General features: G+C 56.4%; 18 protein-coding genes. 16 read left to right on the top strand and 2 right to left on the bottom strand.

Annotated elements, in window-relative coordinates; translation table 11 throughout:
• Position 1: 1 nt before the first annotated feature.
• The 10 genes from rnmV (at position 2) to ftsH (ending at position 9,242) form a co-directional block, all read left to right on the top strand.
• Positions 2-634 (top strand): ribonuclease M5, encoded by a 633-nt coding sequence (gene rnmV / locus aalo17_RS12025; protein ID WP_236940485.1) that lies wholly within the window; start codon positions 2-4, stop codon positions 632-634.
• On the top strand, positions 600-1,481 hold the full coding sequence (rsmA, locus tag aalo17_RS12020; RefSeq protein WP_067559880.1) for a 16S rRNA (adenine(1518)-N(6)/adenine(1519)-N(6))-dimethyltransferase RsmA: 882 nt from the start codon (positions 600-602) through the stop codon (positions 1,479-1,481). The genes rnmV and rsmA overlap by 35 nt, the downstream gene beginning before the upstream one ends.
• Positions 1,441-2,331, top strand: a complete 891-nt coding sequence (gene ispE, locus aalo17_RS12015; RefSeq protein WP_067559878.1) for a 4-(cytidine 5'-diphospho)-2-C-methyl-D-erythritol kinase — start codon at positions 1,441-1,443, stop codon at positions 2,329-2,331. Before rsmA ends, ispE begins: the two co-directional genes overlap by 41 nt.
• Positions 2,328-2,537, top strand: a complete 210-nt coding sequence (locus aalo17_RS12010) for a DUF1146 domain-containing protein (protein WP_067559876.1) — start codon at positions 2,328-2,330, stop codon at positions 2,535-2,537. The genes ispE and aalo17_RS12010 overlap by 4 nt, the downstream gene beginning before the upstream one ends.
• Positions 2,534-3,574: a rod shape-determining protein gene (locus aalo17_RS12005; RefSeq protein WP_067559874.1), complete on the top strand. Its 1,041-nt coding sequence runs from the start codon at positions 2,534-2,536 to the stop codon at positions 3,572-3,574. Before aalo17_RS12010 ends, aalo17_RS12005 begins: the two co-directional genes overlap by 4 nt.
• Positions 3,567-4,631, top strand: a complete 1,065-nt coding sequence (locus tag aalo17_RS12000; RefSeq protein ID WP_067559872.1) for an MraY family glycosyltransferase — start codon at positions 3,567-3,569, stop codon at positions 4,629-4,631. Before aalo17_RS12005 ends, aalo17_RS12000 begins: the two co-directional genes overlap by 8 nt.
• Before the next feature lie 216 nt (positions 4,632-4,847).
• The gene (locus tag aalo17_RS11995; RefSeq protein WP_067559870.1) at positions 4,848-5,327 is read left to right on the top strand and encodes a hypothetical protein; all 480 of its coding nucleotides are present in this window, start codon (positions 4,848-4,850) and stop codon (positions 5,325-5,327) included.
• A gap of 184 nt (positions 5,328-5,511) precedes the next feature.
• On the top strand, positions 5,512-6,744 hold the full coding sequence (gene tilS / locus aalo17_RS11990) for a tRNA lysidine(34) synthetase TilS (RefSeq protein WP_067559867.1): 1,233 nt from the start codon (positions 5,512-5,514) through the stop codon (positions 6,742-6,744).
• Positions 6,741-7,292 carry a hypoxanthine phosphoribosyltransferase gene (gene hpt, locus aalo17_RS11985; RefSeq protein ID WP_067559865.1) on the top strand — a complete coding sequence of 184 codons (552 nt, stop codon included), beginning with the start codon at positions 6,741-6,743 and terminating at the stop codon, positions 7,290-7,292. Before tilS ends, hpt begins: the two co-directional genes overlap by 4 nt.
• Positions 7,293-7,298: 6 nt before the next feature.
• Positions 7,299-9,242: an ATP-dependent zinc metalloprotease FtsH gene (ftsH, locus tag aalo17_RS11980; RefSeq protein WP_067559863.1), complete on the top strand. Its 1,944-nt coding sequence runs from the start codon at positions 7,299-7,301 to the stop codon at positions 9,240-9,242.
• A gap of 187 nt (positions 9,243-9,429) precedes the next feature.
• Here the strand turns inward: ftsH and aalo17_RS11975 are convergent, their stop codons facing one another.
• The gene (locus tag aalo17_RS11975; RefSeq protein ID WP_067559861.1) at positions 9,430-10,482 is read right to left on the bottom strand and encodes a Fic family protein; all 1,053 of its coding nucleotides are present in this window, start codon (positions 10,480-10,482) and stop codon (positions 9,430-9,432) included.
• A 353-nt stretch (positions 10,483-10,835) separates the two neighbouring features.
• Here aalo17_RS11975 and aalo17_RS12725 point away from each other — a divergent pair, with 353 nt between their 5' ends.
• Positions 10,836-11,030: a hypothetical protein gene (locus aalo17_RS12725; RefSeq protein WP_145907730.1), complete on the top strand. Its 195-nt coding sequence runs from the start codon at positions 10,836-10,838 to the stop codon at positions 11,028-11,030.
• Positions 11,031-11,335: 305 nt separating this feature from the next.
• Positions 11,336-11,920: a HipA domain-containing protein gene (locus tag aalo17_RS11970; RefSeq protein WP_082743421.1), complete on the top strand. Its 585-nt coding sequence runs from the start codon at positions 11,336-11,338 to the stop codon at positions 11,918-11,920.
• A 339-nt stretch (positions 11,921-12,259) separates the two neighbouring features.
• Here the strand turns inward: aalo17_RS11970 and aalo17_RS11965 are convergent, their stop codons facing one another.
• The gene (locus aalo17_RS11965) at positions 12,260-12,916 is read right to left on the bottom strand and encodes a phosphatase PAP2 family protein (RefSeq protein ID WP_067559857.1); all 657 of its coding nucleotides are present in this window, start codon (positions 12,914-12,916) and stop codon (positions 12,260-12,262) included.
• Between the two features lie 113 nt (positions 12,917-13,029).
• Between aalo17_RS11965 and hslO the strand changes: the two genes are divergently transcribed.
• The 4 genes from hslO (at position 13,030) to aalo17_RS11945 (ending at position 17,698) form a co-directional block, all read left to right on the top strand.
• A complete protein-coding gene (hslO, locus tag aalo17_RS11960) occupies positions 13,030-13,914 on the top strand; it encodes an Hsp33 family molecular chaperone HslO (protein ID WP_067559855.1) in 885 nt (294 codons plus the stop codon).
• Positions 13,907-15,007, top strand: coding sequence for a tRNA dihydrouridine synthase DusB (gene dusB / locus aalo17_RS11955; protein ID WP_082743420.1), 1,101 nt, complete (start codon positions 13,907-13,909; stop codon positions 15,005-15,007). The genes hslO and dusB overlap by 8 nt, the downstream gene beginning before the upstream one ends.
• Before the next feature lie 107 nt (positions 15,008-15,114).
• Positions 15,115-17,016, top strand: coding sequence for a 1,4-alpha-glucan branching protein GlgB (gene glgB / locus aalo17_RS11950; RefSeq protein ID WP_082743419.1), 1,902 nt, complete (start codon positions 15,115-15,117; stop codon positions 17,014-17,016).
• 100 nt (positions 17,017-17,116) lie between these two features.
• Entirely contained in the window at positions 17,117-17,698 is a 582-nt protein-coding gene (locus aalo17_RS11945) for a class I SAM-dependent methyltransferase (protein WP_067559853.1), read from the top strand.
• Positions 17,699-17,940 lie beyond the last annotated feature (242 nt).

Raw genomic sequence — 17,940 nt, 5'->3', positions numbered from 1 at the left:
CATGACCATGGAGACTATGAACGCCATGCGGCGCACAGAGGAACAGAAGAGAAGCGGATCCGGGCAGCAGACCATGGAGCGGCTGTCCATCGCCGAGGTCATCGTGGTGGAGGGCAAAAACGACACTGCGAGACTGAAGCGGTTCTTTGACTGCGATACCGTGGAAACTGATGGCGGGCGCCTGCGTCCGGAGACGCTGGACCTGATCCGGCAGGCAGCGAAGACCCGGGGCGTGATCGTGTTTACGGATCCCGATGGCCCGGGAGAGCGGCTGCGGCGGAAAATCATGGAGGCACTGCCGGAGGCCGGACAGGCATTTGTCCCGAAGGAAAAGGCGAGAACCACAAAAAAGGTGGGAATCGAGCATGCCAGTCGGGAGGACCTGGAATCGGCGCTTTCTGCCTGTGTAACGTTCACACACCGGCAGACCGACACGCTGAGCTGGTCCGAGTACCTGGATCTGGGTCTGAATGGAAACCGGAAGAAACGGGAAGCCGTGTGCCGGCTGCTGCACATGGGTCCCTGCAATGCGAAGACGTGTTTCAGGCGGATGAATCTGCTGGGGATCACGAAAGAGGAAGCGGAAAGGCTGGTGCAGGATGCAGGAAGCGATTGCGACGGTCCGGCGGACTAGGGAAATCCAGGACCGCTACGGGCTGCAGGCAAAAAAGAAATTCGGACAGAACTTTATCACGGAACCTGGTGTGGTGGAAAAAATCGCCCGGAGCGCCATTGACGATCCGTCGGATCTGGTGTTTGAAATCGGCCCCGGCATCGGGGCACTGACGCAGTTTCTGTGCGAAAAAGCGCAGAAGGTGGTGGCGTTCGAAGTGGATCCCCGGCTGCCGGAGATCCTGCAGGCGGAGCTGGGGGCCGACAACCTGACGGTGATCCTGCAGGACTTCCTGGAAGCGCCAGTGGAGGACATCATTGACCAGTTTTGCGAACCGGGGCAGAAGGTGCGGTTTGCGAGCAACCTGCCGTACTACATCACCACGCCGATCCTCTTCCGGCTGTTTGAATCCGGTGCCGACATCGCCAGTGTAACGGCGATGATGCAGAAGGAAGTGGCGGACCGCTTCACAGCAGGACCCGGCAGTCCGGACTACAATGCCCTGTCGGTGATCACCCGGTACCGGACCCATGTCCGGAAAGTCATGGATGTCTCCCGGCAGGTGTTCAGTCCGCGTCCCAATGTGGATTCCGCGGTGGTGCGGTTCGACTTCATCAAGGATCACCCTGTCCGGGACGAGAAGCTGTTCATCGATATGGTGAAGGCCTGTTTTGTGCAGCGCCGGAAAACCATTTCCAACAACCTGCGGCAGTGGCTGCAGGACAAGGAGCTTGCGGCGAAGATCCTGGAGAAGGCCGGGATCGATCCCGCTGCCCGGGCACAGAACCTGGACCTGGAGACTTTCATCCGTCTGTATGAGGAAAATTATGAAGATATACGCAAATGCAAAGGTGAATCTCGCCCTTGACGTGGTGCGTCGGCGGGCGGATGGATACCACGAACTGGACATGGTGATGGCCCCGCTGTCGCTGAAGGACACGATCGACATCACACCCAACGGCGCAGATACGGACCGCATCACGTGCGATGCACCTCTGCCGGAAACCAATACGGTCACGAAGGCCATGGCAATCCTGCGGGAAGAGGCCTCCTGCCAGGGAAGAACCATCGGCGGGTATGACATTCACATCACCAAGCGGATCCCGGAACAGGCGGGTCTGGCCGGGGGCAGTGCGGATGCCGCGGCGGTGATCAAAGCCGTGAACCGGCTGGAAGGCCTGGGACTTGGCGAAGAGCGTCTCTATGAACTCGGGACCCGGGTGGGGGCGGATGTCCCCTTCTGCATTGCCGGGCGCACAAGCCGCGTCCGCGGAATCGGGGAACTGATCCGGCCCATCGACACGGACTGGGGCTTCGACCTGCTGCTGGTGAAGCCCGAGGCAGGAGTCAGCACACCGGAGGCGTTTGCCCGATGGGAGGAAACCGAAACGGGGCTGCATGACATAGACCTGGTGGAGGAAGCCCTGCACAAGCACAACGCCGAGCTGCTGCTGTCGACAATGGTCAACAGTCTGGAGCCCGCGGCCATGGCCCTGGTTCCGGAACTGGAGCAGCTTCGGGAGGAAATGACGGAACTGGGTCTGGTGCGGGTCATGATGACCGGCTCTGGGTCGGCCATGATGGGCTTTTCCGTGGACCAGGAGGTGCTGGAAAACGCGGCCCTCATGCTGCGGCACCGTCATCCCTTTGTGCAGGTGGTGCATGCCGGGGCACCCGCGGAATCCGGATCCGCAGGATCGGGGAGGGAGTCGTCATGAGTTACGCATTCCTGCAGTTTTCCCTGTTCCTGGTCTGCTTCGGGCTGTCGTTCTACGCCCTGTGGGGCATGCGGTTTGATGCCCTCTGGAAGCATCCCGACCGGCAGAAAGCTCTGATTTTCCTCTTTCTCGTGTCGCTGATCATGGGCTATCTCGCCAGCCAGGCCATCCTGTCCCTGACGGTGCTCAACGGGTTCGCACGATGATATTCGATACCTGGTACACCCTGGATCCCGGGGCGGATGTGTGCACCATGACCTGCCCGAAGACCGGCACGGGGACTGTCGGCAGCGGCCGGTCAGAGTCCGGGGACGCAAAAGAAACAGCCGGAGAGACACAGAGTGTGGCGGGCCCGGTCCCGGCTGCCTCTGCTCAGTCGACAGACTCCCCTGCATCCCCGAAAGAAGCCGGCGTCGAAGCCCGTCCGGTGCAGGTGTCCATCCGGTCGCTGGCCGGGGAAGATGCCTCCGGGCAGATCTGGCTGGGAGAAGATGCCATGAAGCGCCTGTACGAAGGACCACGGGACTACAAGGTGTGGCGGCCCTTTGACCAGGAACGCCCGGGGCGTGAAAGCGCGGCACTCATCGGCCTGCTGCTTCGCCAGGCAGGGGCCTTCGACCGGTTTCTGTCCCCCTGTCTGCAGGTCCGCACACGTCTGGACATCACGGAGGAGGGAAAGGAACTGTGGAAAAAGACCGGCCTGGAAGCCGGGGCCAGGAAGGTGCGGTTTGTGCCAAGGCTCCAGGAGTCCGGCACGGCACTGGTGATCCAGACAGGATACGCCGGAACGGAACTGGGTCTCTTTGCCGGCGGGCGGCTGGTGAAAAGCCAGTACATCCTGTTCGGCGGCCGGGCCATGGATGAAGACATCCAGCAGCTCGTGGCCCGCAGGACCCGCTGCCTGCTGCACCTGGAAGACGCCCGCGCCCTGCGGCTGTCGGCCAGTCAGGCACTCTGGAAGGGTACCAATCCCCTGCTGGAAGTCAGTGGCCTCAACCGCTACGGCGAGTATGAAACGGTACAGATCCGGGCCGCGGCACTGTGGCCGGGCATGAAGCCGGTCATTGACCAGATCGTGTCCTGGACCGGCAGCCTGCTGGAGGCCGCGAGCATGGAAGCCCGGGAGCTGTTCATGAAGGAAGGGCTGAGTCTGCGCGGCAGCCTGTCGGCCTGCTTCGGTCTGCCCCAGACCCTGGTCCAGACCCTGGGGTATCCCGTGAGAAGGGAGGAAGAGCATGCCTGAAGCCAGTCTGTATCTGCTGCCGTTCGCGATTTCCGTTGTCCTCACGCCGCTGGTGAAGCAGTATTCCGTGATCTGCAAAGCCTACGCCCATGAAAACAAGCGAACGGTCCACCACGGCCTGATTTCCCGCATTGGGGGCGTGGCCATTTACCTGGCGTTCATGATCTGCGCCGCCGTGTTTGTCCGCGCCGACCGGGCGGTGTTCGGGATCCTGGCGGGAGGCAGCGTCATGTTTTTCACCGGCCTGGTGGATGACCTCATCGACATCAAGCCGCCGGTGAAGCTGGCCTTTGAAGCCGTTGCCGCCCTGGTGCTGATCTGGAGCGGCGTGCAGGTGGATGTACTGCGGCTGCCTTTCGGGATCCGCATCGATTTCGGATTCGTGTCCTTTCTCTTCACGATCCTCTGGGTCTGCGGCATCACCAATGCGGTGAACCTCATTGACGGCCTGGACGGCCTGGCGGGCGGGATGTCCGTGATCATCCTCGTGGTCACCGGCTGCCTGGCCATGATCGACCGGCGTCCGGACGTGATCACCATCTGCTTCCTGCTTGCCGGCGCCACCCTGGGGTTTCTGGTGTTCAATTCCTACCCCGCGAGCATCTTCATGGGCGACTGCGGGTCCCTGTTCCTGGGATTCATGATTTCCGCCATCTCGCTCATGGGATTCAAGTCGAGCACCATCATGACGCTGGCCCTGCCCATCCTGCTGCTCATGATTCCCATCATTGACACCCTCTCGGCGATCCTGCGGCGCACCCTCAAGGGCATGAAGTTTTCCCAGGCGGACAAAAGCCACATCCATCACCTGCTCATGGCCCGGTACGGTCACCGCAACACCGTGCTGATCATGTGCGGTCTCACCGCCCTGTTCGGGCTCTCGGCCTATGTGTACCTGCTCAACCGCAACCTGGGGTTCTTCGTCATGCTGGCGATCCTCGTGATGGTGGAGCTGTTCATCGAGAAATCCGCCATGATTTCCGAAAAGTTTCATCCCCTCATCGGCTTGTGGCGGCGGGTGAAGCGCTTGACAAAACGCGTGGTCTCCTCCCGCTGATGCCACCTGACGGACCATGTATGCCAGTCAGGGTGACAATATGCTTTATCAGTGGTTTGCTACAGGAGAAGAACCTCGGTCAGTTTCTGGCCGGTCCTTTTCCTGTTTTTGCGTTTCCCCACAAGCAGCGTGCGTGCCTGGCGCAAAGCCGGAACAGGACTTGCACCAGCAGGCCGCCGCTTGTTCAGGGCGGTCGCGAAAGTTAGGAGAGAGACAATGCTGAGTATTCCCTGTCAGCGCTATATCCGTTTTGTATGCCGTGTCCTGGAAATGCCGGTGCCCGATGTGATGATCCGGGAAAAGGGCCGGTTCGTGGATATGCAGGGCAATGTCATCCTGGACCAGCCCTTTCAGGTCCATGCAGGCAACACCCTGATCTGCCTTCCCCACCAGAGCCGTCTGTACGTGGACGTCGACCGGAATGACCGCGACGCCTACTTCAAGATCGCCCATTCCCTGCGCCACATCTGGCAGGAACGCAACGAATGGCACCTGGACGGCACCCTGGATCCCGATGCGCCAACGTGCAGCAGTCTGGAAAGCGAAATGGATGCCGATGCCTTCGCCCAGCTCATCACCTCGGAGTGTTTCCGCAACCGGAGCGCCGGCGATGAACTGCTGGAGCAGGTGAGGATCCAGCTCGCCCATGAGTACAGCCCACGCTATATCAGCGAGTGCCTGCACAAAACCGCATGAGTCACCCGACACAGTGATGAAAGCACCCCAGGGTGCTTTTTTTGCGGTCTGCTGGGGTTTTCGGACACCTCTGTGACCGCCGATGATGGCAGCCGGGATCCTCATCGGCATGGGGATGCGTTTCTGTGCGCCGATGGGAGACAACGCTCCCATGAATCCCGGGTTCCTGTTGTAAGATGAATCCATGAAACTCATTGCGTGTTCCGGCGGCCCGGATTCCATGGCCCTGCTGGATATGGAGCGAAAAACAGGCGGCGGGCTGTTTGTCTGTCATGTGAACTACCGCAAGCGGCCGACGGCTGACCGTGACGAAGCCATTGTGCGTCAGTACTGCGAAACCCATGGCCTTTTGCTGGCGGTGCTGTATCCGCACTATGAAGGCGGCAACTTCCAGGCCTGGGCGCGGGATGTGCGGTATGACTTCTTCTGCCGGCAGGCACATCTGCAGGGCATCGGCAAAATCCTGGTGGCGCATCAGCAGGACGACCTGCTGGAAACGTATGTGTTCCAGCGGGAGCGCCATATGCGGTGTGACTGGTATGGGCTGCGGTATCGCAGCCGGAGGCAGGACCTGGTCATCGAGCGGCCGCTGCTGGGATGGACCAAGGCCGGTCTGGAGGCCTATTGTCAGGAGAATGGCGTGGCCTTCGGCGTGGATGAGTCCAATCTCGGGGATGACTACACACGCAACCGGATCCGGCACGGGATGCAGGAACGGGACAAAGCCAGGCTGCTGACGGAAATCAGCCGGATGAACCGGGAACAGATCCGCTTTCGGAAGCAGGCGACCCGTTTTTTTGACAGCCATGCGGCCACGGAACTGCTGGATCTGCCACGCCCAACAGGGGAGCGGCTGCTGGATGCGTGGATCGCAGAACGCACTGGCCAGCACCTGTCGGCGAGGCAGTGCAGTCAGCTGTTTGCGGACCTGCAGAAGGACTGCGTAACGGAATTCGGCGGCTGGAAACTGGAGCGTCATGGCCGTGACCTGCTGCTGGCCGAACCGGGCTGGAAGCCGGACCAGGCGGTGACTGTCCGGACAATGGAGGAGCTGGCGGGTCTGTCCGTCGTGGATGGATCTGCATCAGGCGAGACCTGCGAACCGGTGCAGCGGCTTTCGGTGACGGAGGCGGATTTTCCCCTGATGATCCGTCCCGTGAAGCCGGGGGACGTGATTCACATGCGGTTCGGGAAAAAGAAGCTCTCGCGGTTTTTCATCGACCGGCACATCAGCCGGCTGGCCAGAGGGCAGTGGTATGTGGTGGAAAATGCGGCAGGGGCCGTGATCTATGTACCTGGTCTGGGGTGTGACCGGGACCATTTTGCAGGGGGACACACCTTCTGTTTCCGGCAGTTTTCACCCGTGGCCGTTCATGATAAAATCAAAACTGTAACTTTCAAGGAGAACCAATTATGATAACCCAGGATATACAGGAAATTCTGCTGTCTGAAGACCAGATCGCAGAACGCTGCCGTGAACTTGCAGCACAGATCCAGGCTGACTATCTTGCCAGGGGAAGCATTCCCGTTGTGGTGGGTCTGCTCAAGGGCAGCGTGCCCTTCATGGCTGAACTCATGAAGCGCTTCACCATGCCTGTGGAAGTGGCGTTCATGAAAGTCAGCTCCTATCAGGGCACGAAGTCTGTGGGGGATGTCCGCATTGACATGGACATGGACCTCTCCACAGTGGACCGGGACGTGCTGCTGGTGGAAGACATTGTGGACACCGGCCGGACACTCAAGGCCGTGAAGCAGATGTTCCGCAACAAAGGCGCGCAGGGTGTGCAGGTCGTGGCCCTGCTGGACAAGCCTGACCGCCGCGTCGTGGACATCGAAGCCGATTACGTGGGATTTGAAGTGCCCAATGAATTTGTGGTGGGATTCGGCCTGGACTATAACCAGCGGTACCGGAACCTGCCCTACATTGGCATTCTGAAACCCGAAGTCTATGAACAGGGGGAATAAGGGCGAATGAAAAAATGGCTGAATTATCTGCCTACGCTTTTCATCATCACCATCGTCATATCGCTGATCGCGTACAGCTCCACGGGCAATTCTGTCCGGATGAACTATACCGAGTTCCAGAAACTGCCGGCGGGCACTGATTTCCAGGATTCGCAGATGACGATTTCCTCCACGGTGATCAACGTGGAGGGCACATACAAAAACGGGGACAAGACGGTGAATTACTCCGTGCTCGTGCCCAATACCGATGAGAACATGGCATGGCTCCAGGAACGGCTGACGTCCGACGGCGGACAGATCACCGTGGAGGATCCCAGCACCAACGGCATGTGGCTTTCCCTTCTGGGGCAGCTGATTCCGTTTTTGCTGGTGGGCGTGTTCTTCTATTACATGTTCACCAAGATGGGCGGCGCCGGAGGCAGCAACAAGGCCTTCGAATTCTCCAAATCCAAGGCCCGGGTGGAATCCAATGTGAAGACCCGGTTCAAGGATGTCGCCGGCTGTGAGGAGGAAAAGGAAGAGGTCAAGGAGATCATCGAGTATCTCCGCAGCCCGAAGAAGTTCACGGACATGGGAGCCCACATACCGAAAGGTGTGCTCATGGTCGGCCCTCCGGGTACGGGCAAGACCCTGCTGGCGAAAGCCGTTGCGGGAGAAGCCAATGTGCCCTTTTACTCCATCTCCGGTTCGGATTTCGTGGAAATGTTTGTCGGCACCGGTGCAAGCCGTGTGCGGGACATGTTCAAGACCGCATCCAAGAGTGCGCCGTGCATCCTGTTCATCGATGAAATCGATGCAGTGGGACGTCAGCGTGGCGCCGGCATGGGCGGCGGAAACGACGAACGGGAACAGACGCTGAACCAGCTGCTGGTGGAAATGGACGGCATGGAGGACAACAACGGGATCGTGGTCATTGCGGCCACCAACCGCCCGGATGTGCTGGACCCTGCCCTGCAGCGAAGCGGCCGGTTTGACCGGAAGATCACCGTCAACCTGCCGGATGTGAAGGGACGCCGGGAGATTCTGGCGGTGCATGCGAGAAACAAGAACCTGGCCCCGGATGTGACACTGGAAAACCTCGCGAAGCGGACCCCCGGATTCTCCGGTGCGGATCTGGCCAACGTCCTGAACGAAGGGGCGATCCTGGCTGTCCGCAACAAGGAAACCGCCATTACGATGAATGACCTGGATGAAGCTATTGACCGTGTCATGATGGGTCCGGCGAAGAAGTCCAAAAAGTATACAGAGAAAGACAAGTGGCTCGTGTCCTATCACGAAGCGGGTCACGCGGTGATCGGCCTGAAGGTGGAAGACGCGGACATGGTGCAGAAAGTCACCATCATTCCCCGCGGCGAAGCCGGGGGCTACAACCTCATGACCCCGCGCGAGGAGAAGTACTTCCACAAGCGCAGCGAGTTCATTGCGCAGATCACCGGCCTGCTGGGCGGACGCACCGCCGAGGAACTGGTGTTCGGCGAAATCAGTGCCGGTGCGGTGAATGACATCGAGCGGCTGACGGAAATCGCCAAGAACATGGTACGTGTCTACGGTATGTCGAGCCTGGGCCCGATCCAGTATGCGGATCCCCAGGGCAATGTGTTCCTGGGCCGCGACTACACCCAGGGGGCCAACTATTCAGCCGGTGTGGCGGAGGAGATCGACAAGGAAGTGCGGGACATCGTGAATTCCTGTCACAAGGAATGCAAGCGGATCCTGACGGAAAACCGGGCGCTTCTGGATCTCATTGCGCACAATCTGTTTGAGCACGAGACGCTGACCAATGAGGAGATCACCAACCTCATGAAGTACGGCCAGCTGACAGACCCCAACGCGCCGATCACGGTGGAGGTCGTGGAAACGAAGAAGGAAGTGGTGGAACAGCCGCCGGTTCCGAAAACCATGGACCAGAAAGACATCAACAAGGCGCTGGATGAACTGACCAAGCGATAGAAAAAGAAGAGAGAAACTCAATGCCGGTGCAGGCAGGGTTTCTCTCTTTTTGGCGTTCTGGCGTTGAATGCCGATGGTGGCCGAAAGGGAGCGGATTTACTGCCCTTTTGGAGGGATTTCTGCCTCATTTCGGGGTCAAATGAGGCAGAAACGGAGTAAATGAGGCAGATAAAGGGCAGAAAGGGAGCTACAAATCAGAATTGAAGAAGTATTTCGTACCCCGTCCCTTTCCGGTTTTTATAATTTTCCCTTCCTTCAGAAGACTGCTCAATGTCCGTTCCACTGTCGAAGTCCCGATATCCGGGAGCAGTTCCAGCAGCTTTCTTTTGGAAACAGGTGTCATCTGATTTCTGATGACCTGTTCAACCCGCGCGGGCTTGGACAGGGAGCGGTCCTGGGAAAGCCTGACTCTGGATTCAAGTTCCTGATAAGAGCGGAGAATGACACCCAGAAGGTATTCTGTGAATTCCACATAGGAATTCTGATTTTCATGCCAGCCCTGTGACGAACTTTTCAGCGACGAATAATAGGTTTCTTTGGATTCTTCAACCAGGTGTTCCAGACTGATATATTTCCCGGATATGTATCCTGCACGATACAGAAGAAGCAGTGTCAGAAGACGGCTCATACGGCCATTGCCATCATTGAATGGATGTATCGAAAGGAAATCCAGGATAAACAGCGGAATCAGCAGAAGCTGATCGGTTTTTGGATCCTCCCAGGCATCTGAAAAGGCCTGGCACATTTTCTCCACAGCTTCCGGTGTCTGAAACGCCGGTACAGTCCTGAAACGCACATGACTGACACCGTTCGAATCTTTTTCTTCGATGATATTGTCGCTGTTCTTATAGTGTCCACCCTCGCTGGTCAGAAAGGAATACAGGATTTGATGGAGCTGCCGGAGTACTCCAGGTTTTGGCTCAATAAATTCATAACTTTCGTGAATGAGTGACAGGGCCTTCCGGTAACCGGCAATTTCAGCTTCTGACCGGTTGGCAGGTGCTGTATCCATCTCAACCAGTTCCTTCAGTCGGCTGTCTGTGGCGACAATTCCTTCAATTCGGTTGGAAGACCTCGTACTTTGAATAACCGCGATTTTCAGCAGAGAAGACAGTACATCCGGAGATGCTTCCAGGAAGAGTTCCTGTTTCCCTTTATGTTCGTGGATCCCGGAAAGCTGTCTGACGATGGAGAGAGTCAGCAGTTTTTCGCTGAGCAGCTTATATTCAAATGTATGCATTCCAGGAATCTCCTTTCTGTTTCTGCCTCATTTTACCCCGAAATGAGGCAGAAACGAATGGAATGAGGCAGATAAATATCGGTAAGATGTTCACAATGTGCTGGACGTGCTGACCAGGCGGTAAGGCAGTCAATATTCAAAAAGAGTGTGTCTGCTGAAGACTGACGTATATCTGCAAACTGGGGACAAACCGGAATCCCCGTCACATCCTGACTCTTGCCTGGACGGATTTCACAAAAACCGGGGAATTTGACAGAAAGTATCTCGAAAAGCTGAAGAAGCTGCCGCTGAAAAGCGATGTCTGTTTCCAGATCAGCGTGAAACTGTGCAGTCCGGAAGAGAAAGCGGAGTACATGAGGCTGATATCAGGCATGGTCTGCGGCAGAGAGACAGGACTGTTTCGTGATGTGGAAAGTCAGAAGGACCTGAAGGCCATATCCGGGGCCAAGTCCATGATGCCCGATCTGTTCGGATATGACGAACATGAGGAGTCCTGGAGCGTGCAAGTGCAGAATAACAGCATTGAGGAAGGAAGGCTGGACGTGTAGCGGTCTCATCTGGTGCTGGACCGGATACAGCCGGAGACCTGGCTCATGATTTCCGGCAGTCAGATCCGGAAACGATGAGAAACACATATCTGAAGCAGCTGATGAAGCAGATCAGGAGTACAGAGAAATGAGAAACATCCATGTGTGAAGTATCGAGAGAAATCTATAATGATGGCCGGAAAGAAGGGCTTATGGAAGGCGGGCTGCAGGCAGAATTGAAGGCATAAGCTGTTACCCAGACGGATACAGAAATGAGAAGAGATTGAAAGCAGCCGGACGGCTGCTTTTCAATTTTGGTGAAAAGAATGAAAGACGCATTCCGAAGGAAATGGCTTCCCGTTTTTGGCTTGTTTCCGGGGCTCTTCATCATCGGGTATTTTCCGGTGACAGAAACGAAGCTGTTTCCTTCAGACAAATGCAGCGGATATTTTGGCTCCCGGCGGTTTGACAGAAAGGGTACCGAAAAAATCCACATGGTTTCTGTATCCGGACTGCTTGAAACCAGTCACCGGATCCCCAGCCTGGATTATGATCTGCTGCTGAAACTGACCTGGCTGCTCACCAGATCCAGGGAAGAAGTCTGGCAGATGTTTTCTCTCATGTGTTGCAATGTGTTCGCTCATAACCGGGATGATCATTCCAATAATTTTTCGTTTCTGTATTTACAGGGCCACTGGGAACTGGCTCCTGCATATGATTTGACCTGGTCAAATTCCATGGGTGGAGAACCTGCCACCATGATTCATGGAAATGGAAAAGATCCGGGCATGGATGAATTGCTCTCAGTGGCTGGCCAGGCTGGACTGGATCTTCAGGAAGCTGCGGACAGGGCGGAAAGCATCCGCCAGAGAACTGAAAAGGAACTCGGTATCTATTTGAAATGGTCTTGAAATTGTACATCTATTTCTTCAATCGAATCATTTTCCGAGAGCAATTAGAGTACGAATTGAGAACGATGAGTACGATTAGAATATGAATAGAGTAAGAATAGGGAACGGCTAGAGTATGAATGGAGCCAATCTAATCGTTTCCTCAGAGCAATGAGAATACGAATTAAGGATGATGAGTACGAACAGAGTACGAATAGAGTACGATCAGCGAACGATTGTACGCTTCCCTGTCCACCCTCATTCATCCATACACAAAAGGCTCCCGCGTGATCACAATCGCATCACACGAGAGCCTTTCTCTGTCCTTGTAAACCGCATTCAATCGCAGTATATTCCAGCTTACTCCGTTCTCCACCACAGCACAAAGGCGTCGTACAGCAGTGCCATGCCCAGGGCCAGCAGGAACGCACCAAGCACATCCGTGGTCCAGTGCATGCCGGAGAGCACACGTCCGACCATCATCGCCACCGACAGAACAATGAGCATGATATTGATCCACATCCTCCAGGTCTGTTTTTTTACCAGCCGGTTGACTACGGGAAGGCCGGAGAAGAAAATGAACAGCGCCACAAAAGTGTGGCTGCTGGGATAGCTCGCTTCCAGCGCTCCGTCCACGAGCACCGGGCGGTAGTTGATCACGATGAACTCGAATGCCACATAGAAAGCCACCATCATGATGTAGAAGATCCCCAGGACAATGAGACACGGATCCACAGCCTTCAGGCTCTTTCCCTTGATCCACTGCCAGAGACCCGTTCCTGCAAAGACAGCCGCCAGGGCCATGGCAAGCAGGGCGATCACATCGGTGATTTTGTCCCAGATCTCGCTGGTGCCTATGTGTTTGAAGACCCAGTCATTGAGACTGGCGAAACCGACATAGGAGTTCTCCGGTCCCACCGGCCGGACGTCGACGCCGGTGAGGCATACAGTGAACAGCACAAACAGCAGCAGCACCACGGCTGCGGCGAGAAACTTCGTCAGTGTATTTTGTTTCATGATTCGTTATGTTTCCCTTCAGCTGTTTATTGTATCATCGTCCCGTTCGAAAAAAGGAAGCAACTGCGCAATAATAAGGAATGGTTAATACATGCAAACCGGGAGGTACGATCATGAAAGATCAGCTCGTAAAAGCCTTTGTCCTGGATGGACGGGTGAGAATTTATATCGACAGGACCACGGATATGGTCCAGGAAGCCAGGGACCGCTTCGATCTCCATCCCACTGCCTGCGCGGCACTGGGGCGTGTGCTGTCCATCGCATCCATTATGGGCAGCATGCTCAAAAGCGACCAGGAGATGCTGACGATTTCCATCAACGGCCACGGCCCCATCGGGTCGATCATCGTGGATGCCTATGCAAACGACAATGTCCGCGGCTTTGTCTCCAATCCTCATGTGGAGGATGTATACAAAGGCCCCGGCAAGCTGGATGTCGGCGCCGTCGTGGGCAAAGACGGCACCATGACCGTGACCAAGGACCTGCACATGGCGGAAAACTGGACAGGCACCATTGAACTGCAGTCCGGGGAAATCGGGGAGGACTTCGCGTATTACTTCACGATGTCCGAACAGACCCCCTCGGCTGTCAGTGTGGGCGTGAAAATCGGCACAGACGGCAACGTGGAATCCGCCGGCGCCATGCTCCTGCAGATGATGCCCGATGCCACGGATGAAGACATCCGGATCTGCGAACATGTCCTCTCCGGCCTGAAACCCATGTCCACCCTGATGCAGGAATACGACGATTCCAGCCTGGACCAGCTGGTGAAGGACATGTTCGACGATGCACGGATCCTGGAAACCCGGGACATTCAGTTCCACTGCGGATGTGACCGCGAGAAGACGGAAAAAGTCCTCATGACGCTCCCGAAGAAGGACATCGAGGAACTCATGGGGCAGGATGAAGGCATCAACATCACGTGCAATTTCTGCAACAACGAATACCACTTCGACAAAGATGACCTCCAGAAGATCCTGGACAAGATGAATGCTTGAAATCGGTGATGTGACGATTCCCTCCCCGGTGATCGCCGCCCCCATGGCCGGGATCTCCAACCTGGCGTTCCGCCGGATCGCCCGGAAATTCGGGGCAGGTCTTGTCTGCAACGAAATGGTCTCCGACAAAGCCCTGTGGTATGACTCGGAGAAAACACGGAAGATGTGCGTTTCGGATCCCGATGAACACCCGCTGTCGTTTCAGGTTTTCGGCCATGACATCGACACCGTCGTACATGCCGCGAAGTTCCTGGACAGGGAAACCGGGTGTGACATCATTGACATCAACATGGGGTGCCCCGTGAACAAAGTCATCAAAGCCCATGCCGGCAGCTGGCTCATGACCGATCCCGACCATGCGGCGAAGCTCGTGAAAGCCGTGGTGGAGGCCGTGGACAAGCCCGTGACGGTGAAAATGCGCATCGGTTACGACAATGACCACAAAAACTGCGTACAGCTCGCAAAGGCCTGCGAAGCGGCGGGCGCCAGAGCCATCACCATTCACGGCCGGACACGGAGTCAGATGTATGACGGTCACGCCGACTGGAGCTGGATCCGGAAGGTGAAGGAAGCCGTGTCGATTCCCGTCATTGGCAACGGGGATGTGAAGAGTGCGGAGGACTTCCTGCGGATGATGGACGAAACCGGCTGCGATGCGGTGATGATCGGCCGCGGCATTGTGGGCAATCCCTTTCTGATCCAGGAATGCAATGACGCGTACTTCGGCACACACCACGAATTTTCGGTCCCCGAACGCATCGGCCTGTGCATGGAACATGCGAAGAGCCTGGCGGAGCTGAAGGGCGAACGCACTGCGGCGATGGAAATGCGGGGACTTGCGTCATGGTACCTCAAGGGGCTCCGGGGGGCGAAGAAATACAAAGACAAACTGAGCCGGATTCAGTCTCTGCCGGAGCTCGAGGCCGTACTGCAGGAGTATCTGGACTTATGGACAGCCGACCAGGCTGCGCTGAAGGAAAATGCCGGTCAGACCCCTGCCGATGGCGAAAAACAGGGCCTGACTGGTGAAGAAAACCGGCTGCAGAAAACACAGAACAGTGCCGGAGAACACAACGGGACAGCTGTCAATTGACAGATTCCCGGAAGTGACGAAAAACCGCTTACATATTCTTTCCATGGCTCACAAACCTCTGCGCAAATGCGATAAAATGAACCTGATGACAGGAGGAGCATTCTTATATGGACAAACTCAATACGACGCCCTTTTTCCAGGGTTCCGAAATCGAGGCATATAAAATATTCGGGGCACACCCGGGCAGGGACGGCGTAACGTTCCGTGTCTGGGCCCCTCATGCCAAGAGAATTGAAGTGGTGGGCGCTTTCAACGACTGGGGAGCCGATCCGATTCCCATGGTCAAGGACGACCAGGGAATCTGGTCGGTGACAGTCGAAAACGCCAGACCCGGGGACGGATACAAGTACCGGGTGACGCAGGCCACCGGAGATGTGGTGGACAAAGCAGATCCCTATGCCTTCTATTCCGAAAAACGGCCCAACACCGCCTCCGTGGTGGCCGATCTCTCCTTTGACGGCTGGACGGACCAGGAGTGGATGAAGACCCGCACCAAAGGCTATGACAAGCCGGTGAACATTTATGAAATGCACGTCGGGTCCTGGAAACGGGATGAGGACATGGGTCCCAATGATTTCATGCATTACAGCCAGATCGTGGACGACCTGATTGCCCACTGCAGGGAATATCATTTCTCCCACGTTGAAGTGATGCCTCTGTCGGAATTCCCCTTCGATGGCTCCTGGGGCTATCAGTCCACGGGGTATTTCTCCAGCACCTCCCGCTATGGCACAAACCGGGACCTGATGGAGTTCGTGAACAAGCTCCATGATGCGGGCATCGGTGTGATCATGGACTTCGTGCCTGTGCACTTCGTGAAGGACAACTTCGCCCTGGCGCGCTTTGACGGCACCCCCCTTTACGAATACAGCAAGGACAGCGACGCCCACAGCCAGTGGGATACCTACAACTTTGACCTCTGGAAAGAGGAAGTCCGTTCCTTCCTGATGAGTGCCGCCAACTTCTGGCTGGATGTCTATCACATGGATGGCCTGCGTTTTGACGCGATCGCCAACGCGATTTTCTGGCACGGCGACAAGCGCAACGGAGTGAACGAAGGTGCCTGCGACTTCATGAAGCGCCTGAACTTCATCATCAACAAGCGGTGGGAAGGCCGTGTCATGCTCATTGCGGAAGACAGCTCGGATTTCCCGAACGTCACGAAACCGACGCTGGACGGCGGCCTGGGATTTGACTACAAATGGGATCTGGGGTGGATGAATGACACCTTGTCCTACCTGAAAAAGGACCCGATCTACCGCCAGTGGCACCACAATGACATCACGTTCTCCATGGCATATTTCTACAGCGAAAAATTCATTCTGCCTCTGTCCCATGACGAAGTCGTGCATGGCAAGGCCACAATCGTGGACAAGATGTGGGGCAGCTATGAAGACAAGTTCGCCCAGGCCCGGGCGCTGTATACCTACATGTATACCCACCCCGGCAAGAAGCTGAATTTCATGGGCAACGAAATCGGCATGATGCGGGAATGGGACGAAAGCCGCGGCTGCGACTGGTTCCTGGATGAATACCCGATGCACCAGGGCTTCGAGAAGTTCTTCGCGGACCTCGGAGACATTTATGGAGAAGACAGCGCATTCTGGTACGGCTATGACCCCATGAACTTTCAGTGGATCGACGCGGACAACGCCTCCCAGAACCTGTTCTCCTATATGCGGAAGTCAGCGGAAAAAACGTATGTGATCCTGCTGAACTTCTCTACCAACAGCGTAAGGCAGCGTTTCGGGGTTCCATTCCGCGGAAAATTCACGGAAGTGCTCAACACCCAGTGGGCGAAATACAACGGCAGTCTGGATACAGATACCCCGCAGACCGCATGGAGCGTGAAGGTGCCTCTGAACCACCAGCCGTTTCTGTTCGAAGTGACGGTTCCTGCGCTGGGTGCCTGCATTTTCGAAGCCGATACACCGGCGCCGAAGCCGGAACCCGAAGCAGCTCCGGCAAAGAAAGCCGATGCAAAGGCAAAAAAGGAAGCCAAAGCGTAGGTCCGCACTCTGGCTGGCACAACACAGACAGAATCAACAGACAGAATCATGAAACAACAGCAGCCGCAGGAAACTGCGGCTGTTTTCAGGAGAAAATGATATGAGTCACTACTATACCAATGAAGAAACTCCGGATGTACCCTCTTCGTTTACCTTTGATATTGCTGGCAGGACCTATGACATGCAGTCCAATGCCGGGGTATTTTCGAAGGACAAACTCGATGAAGGGACCCGTATACTGCTTGAAACCGTGCTGACGCAGGCCGAACCTGCGGGTCCGGTGTTGGACATGGGATGCGGGATCGGGCCCGTGGCGAAGGTGCTCGCCGTGGAATGGCAGGTTCCGGTCACGGCGATCGACGTCAATGAAAAAGCCGCTGGTCTGGCCCGGGAAAACACAGCGGGTCTGGCCGTGGATGTGCAGGTGGCAAATCACGTGACTGGCAGCGGGTATGGGACGATCCTGATCAATCCCCCGATCCGCACGGGCAAGGAAACGGTCTACCGCCTCCTTGAAGAATGTGTGCAGGCACTGGCCGATGCGGGCAGGCTTTGGATCGTGATGCGCAAGGATCACGGCGTGAAAAGTGCCGTGAAGCACCTGGAGTCCCTGGGATGTCAGGTGGAGCGCGTGAACCGGGACAAGGGGTTCTGGGTGCTGAAAGTCAGCCGGGAGAAGTGAAGCCGGGGCTTTCCGGGATCCTGCCGCTGTTTGCGGACAAATGAAATGATTGCGGGATGAATCTCCTGTGGATGTGCATCACTCTGTGCTTCTGCAGGAGTTTTTTGCGTGAAACCGGGTTTTGAAGAAAAAATGATAAGTTTCCTCAAAAACGAGGCCGTTTGGCGAATATATGAACAGGGGGTTCTGTCCTGAACCGGTTTTCTCTGTGGACTGTGAGGGGGGCCGGGAAAGAAAGGAGG

The organism is Faecalibaculum rodentium (genome assembly GCF_001564455.1).
GTDB lineage: Bacteria > Bacillota_I > Bacilli_A > Erysipelotrichales > Erysipelotrichaceae > Faecalibaculum > Faecalibaculum rodentium.
The sequence above is the reverse complement of the archived record's forward strand: the minus strand, read 5'-3'. Positions and strand labels throughout refer to the sequence as shown.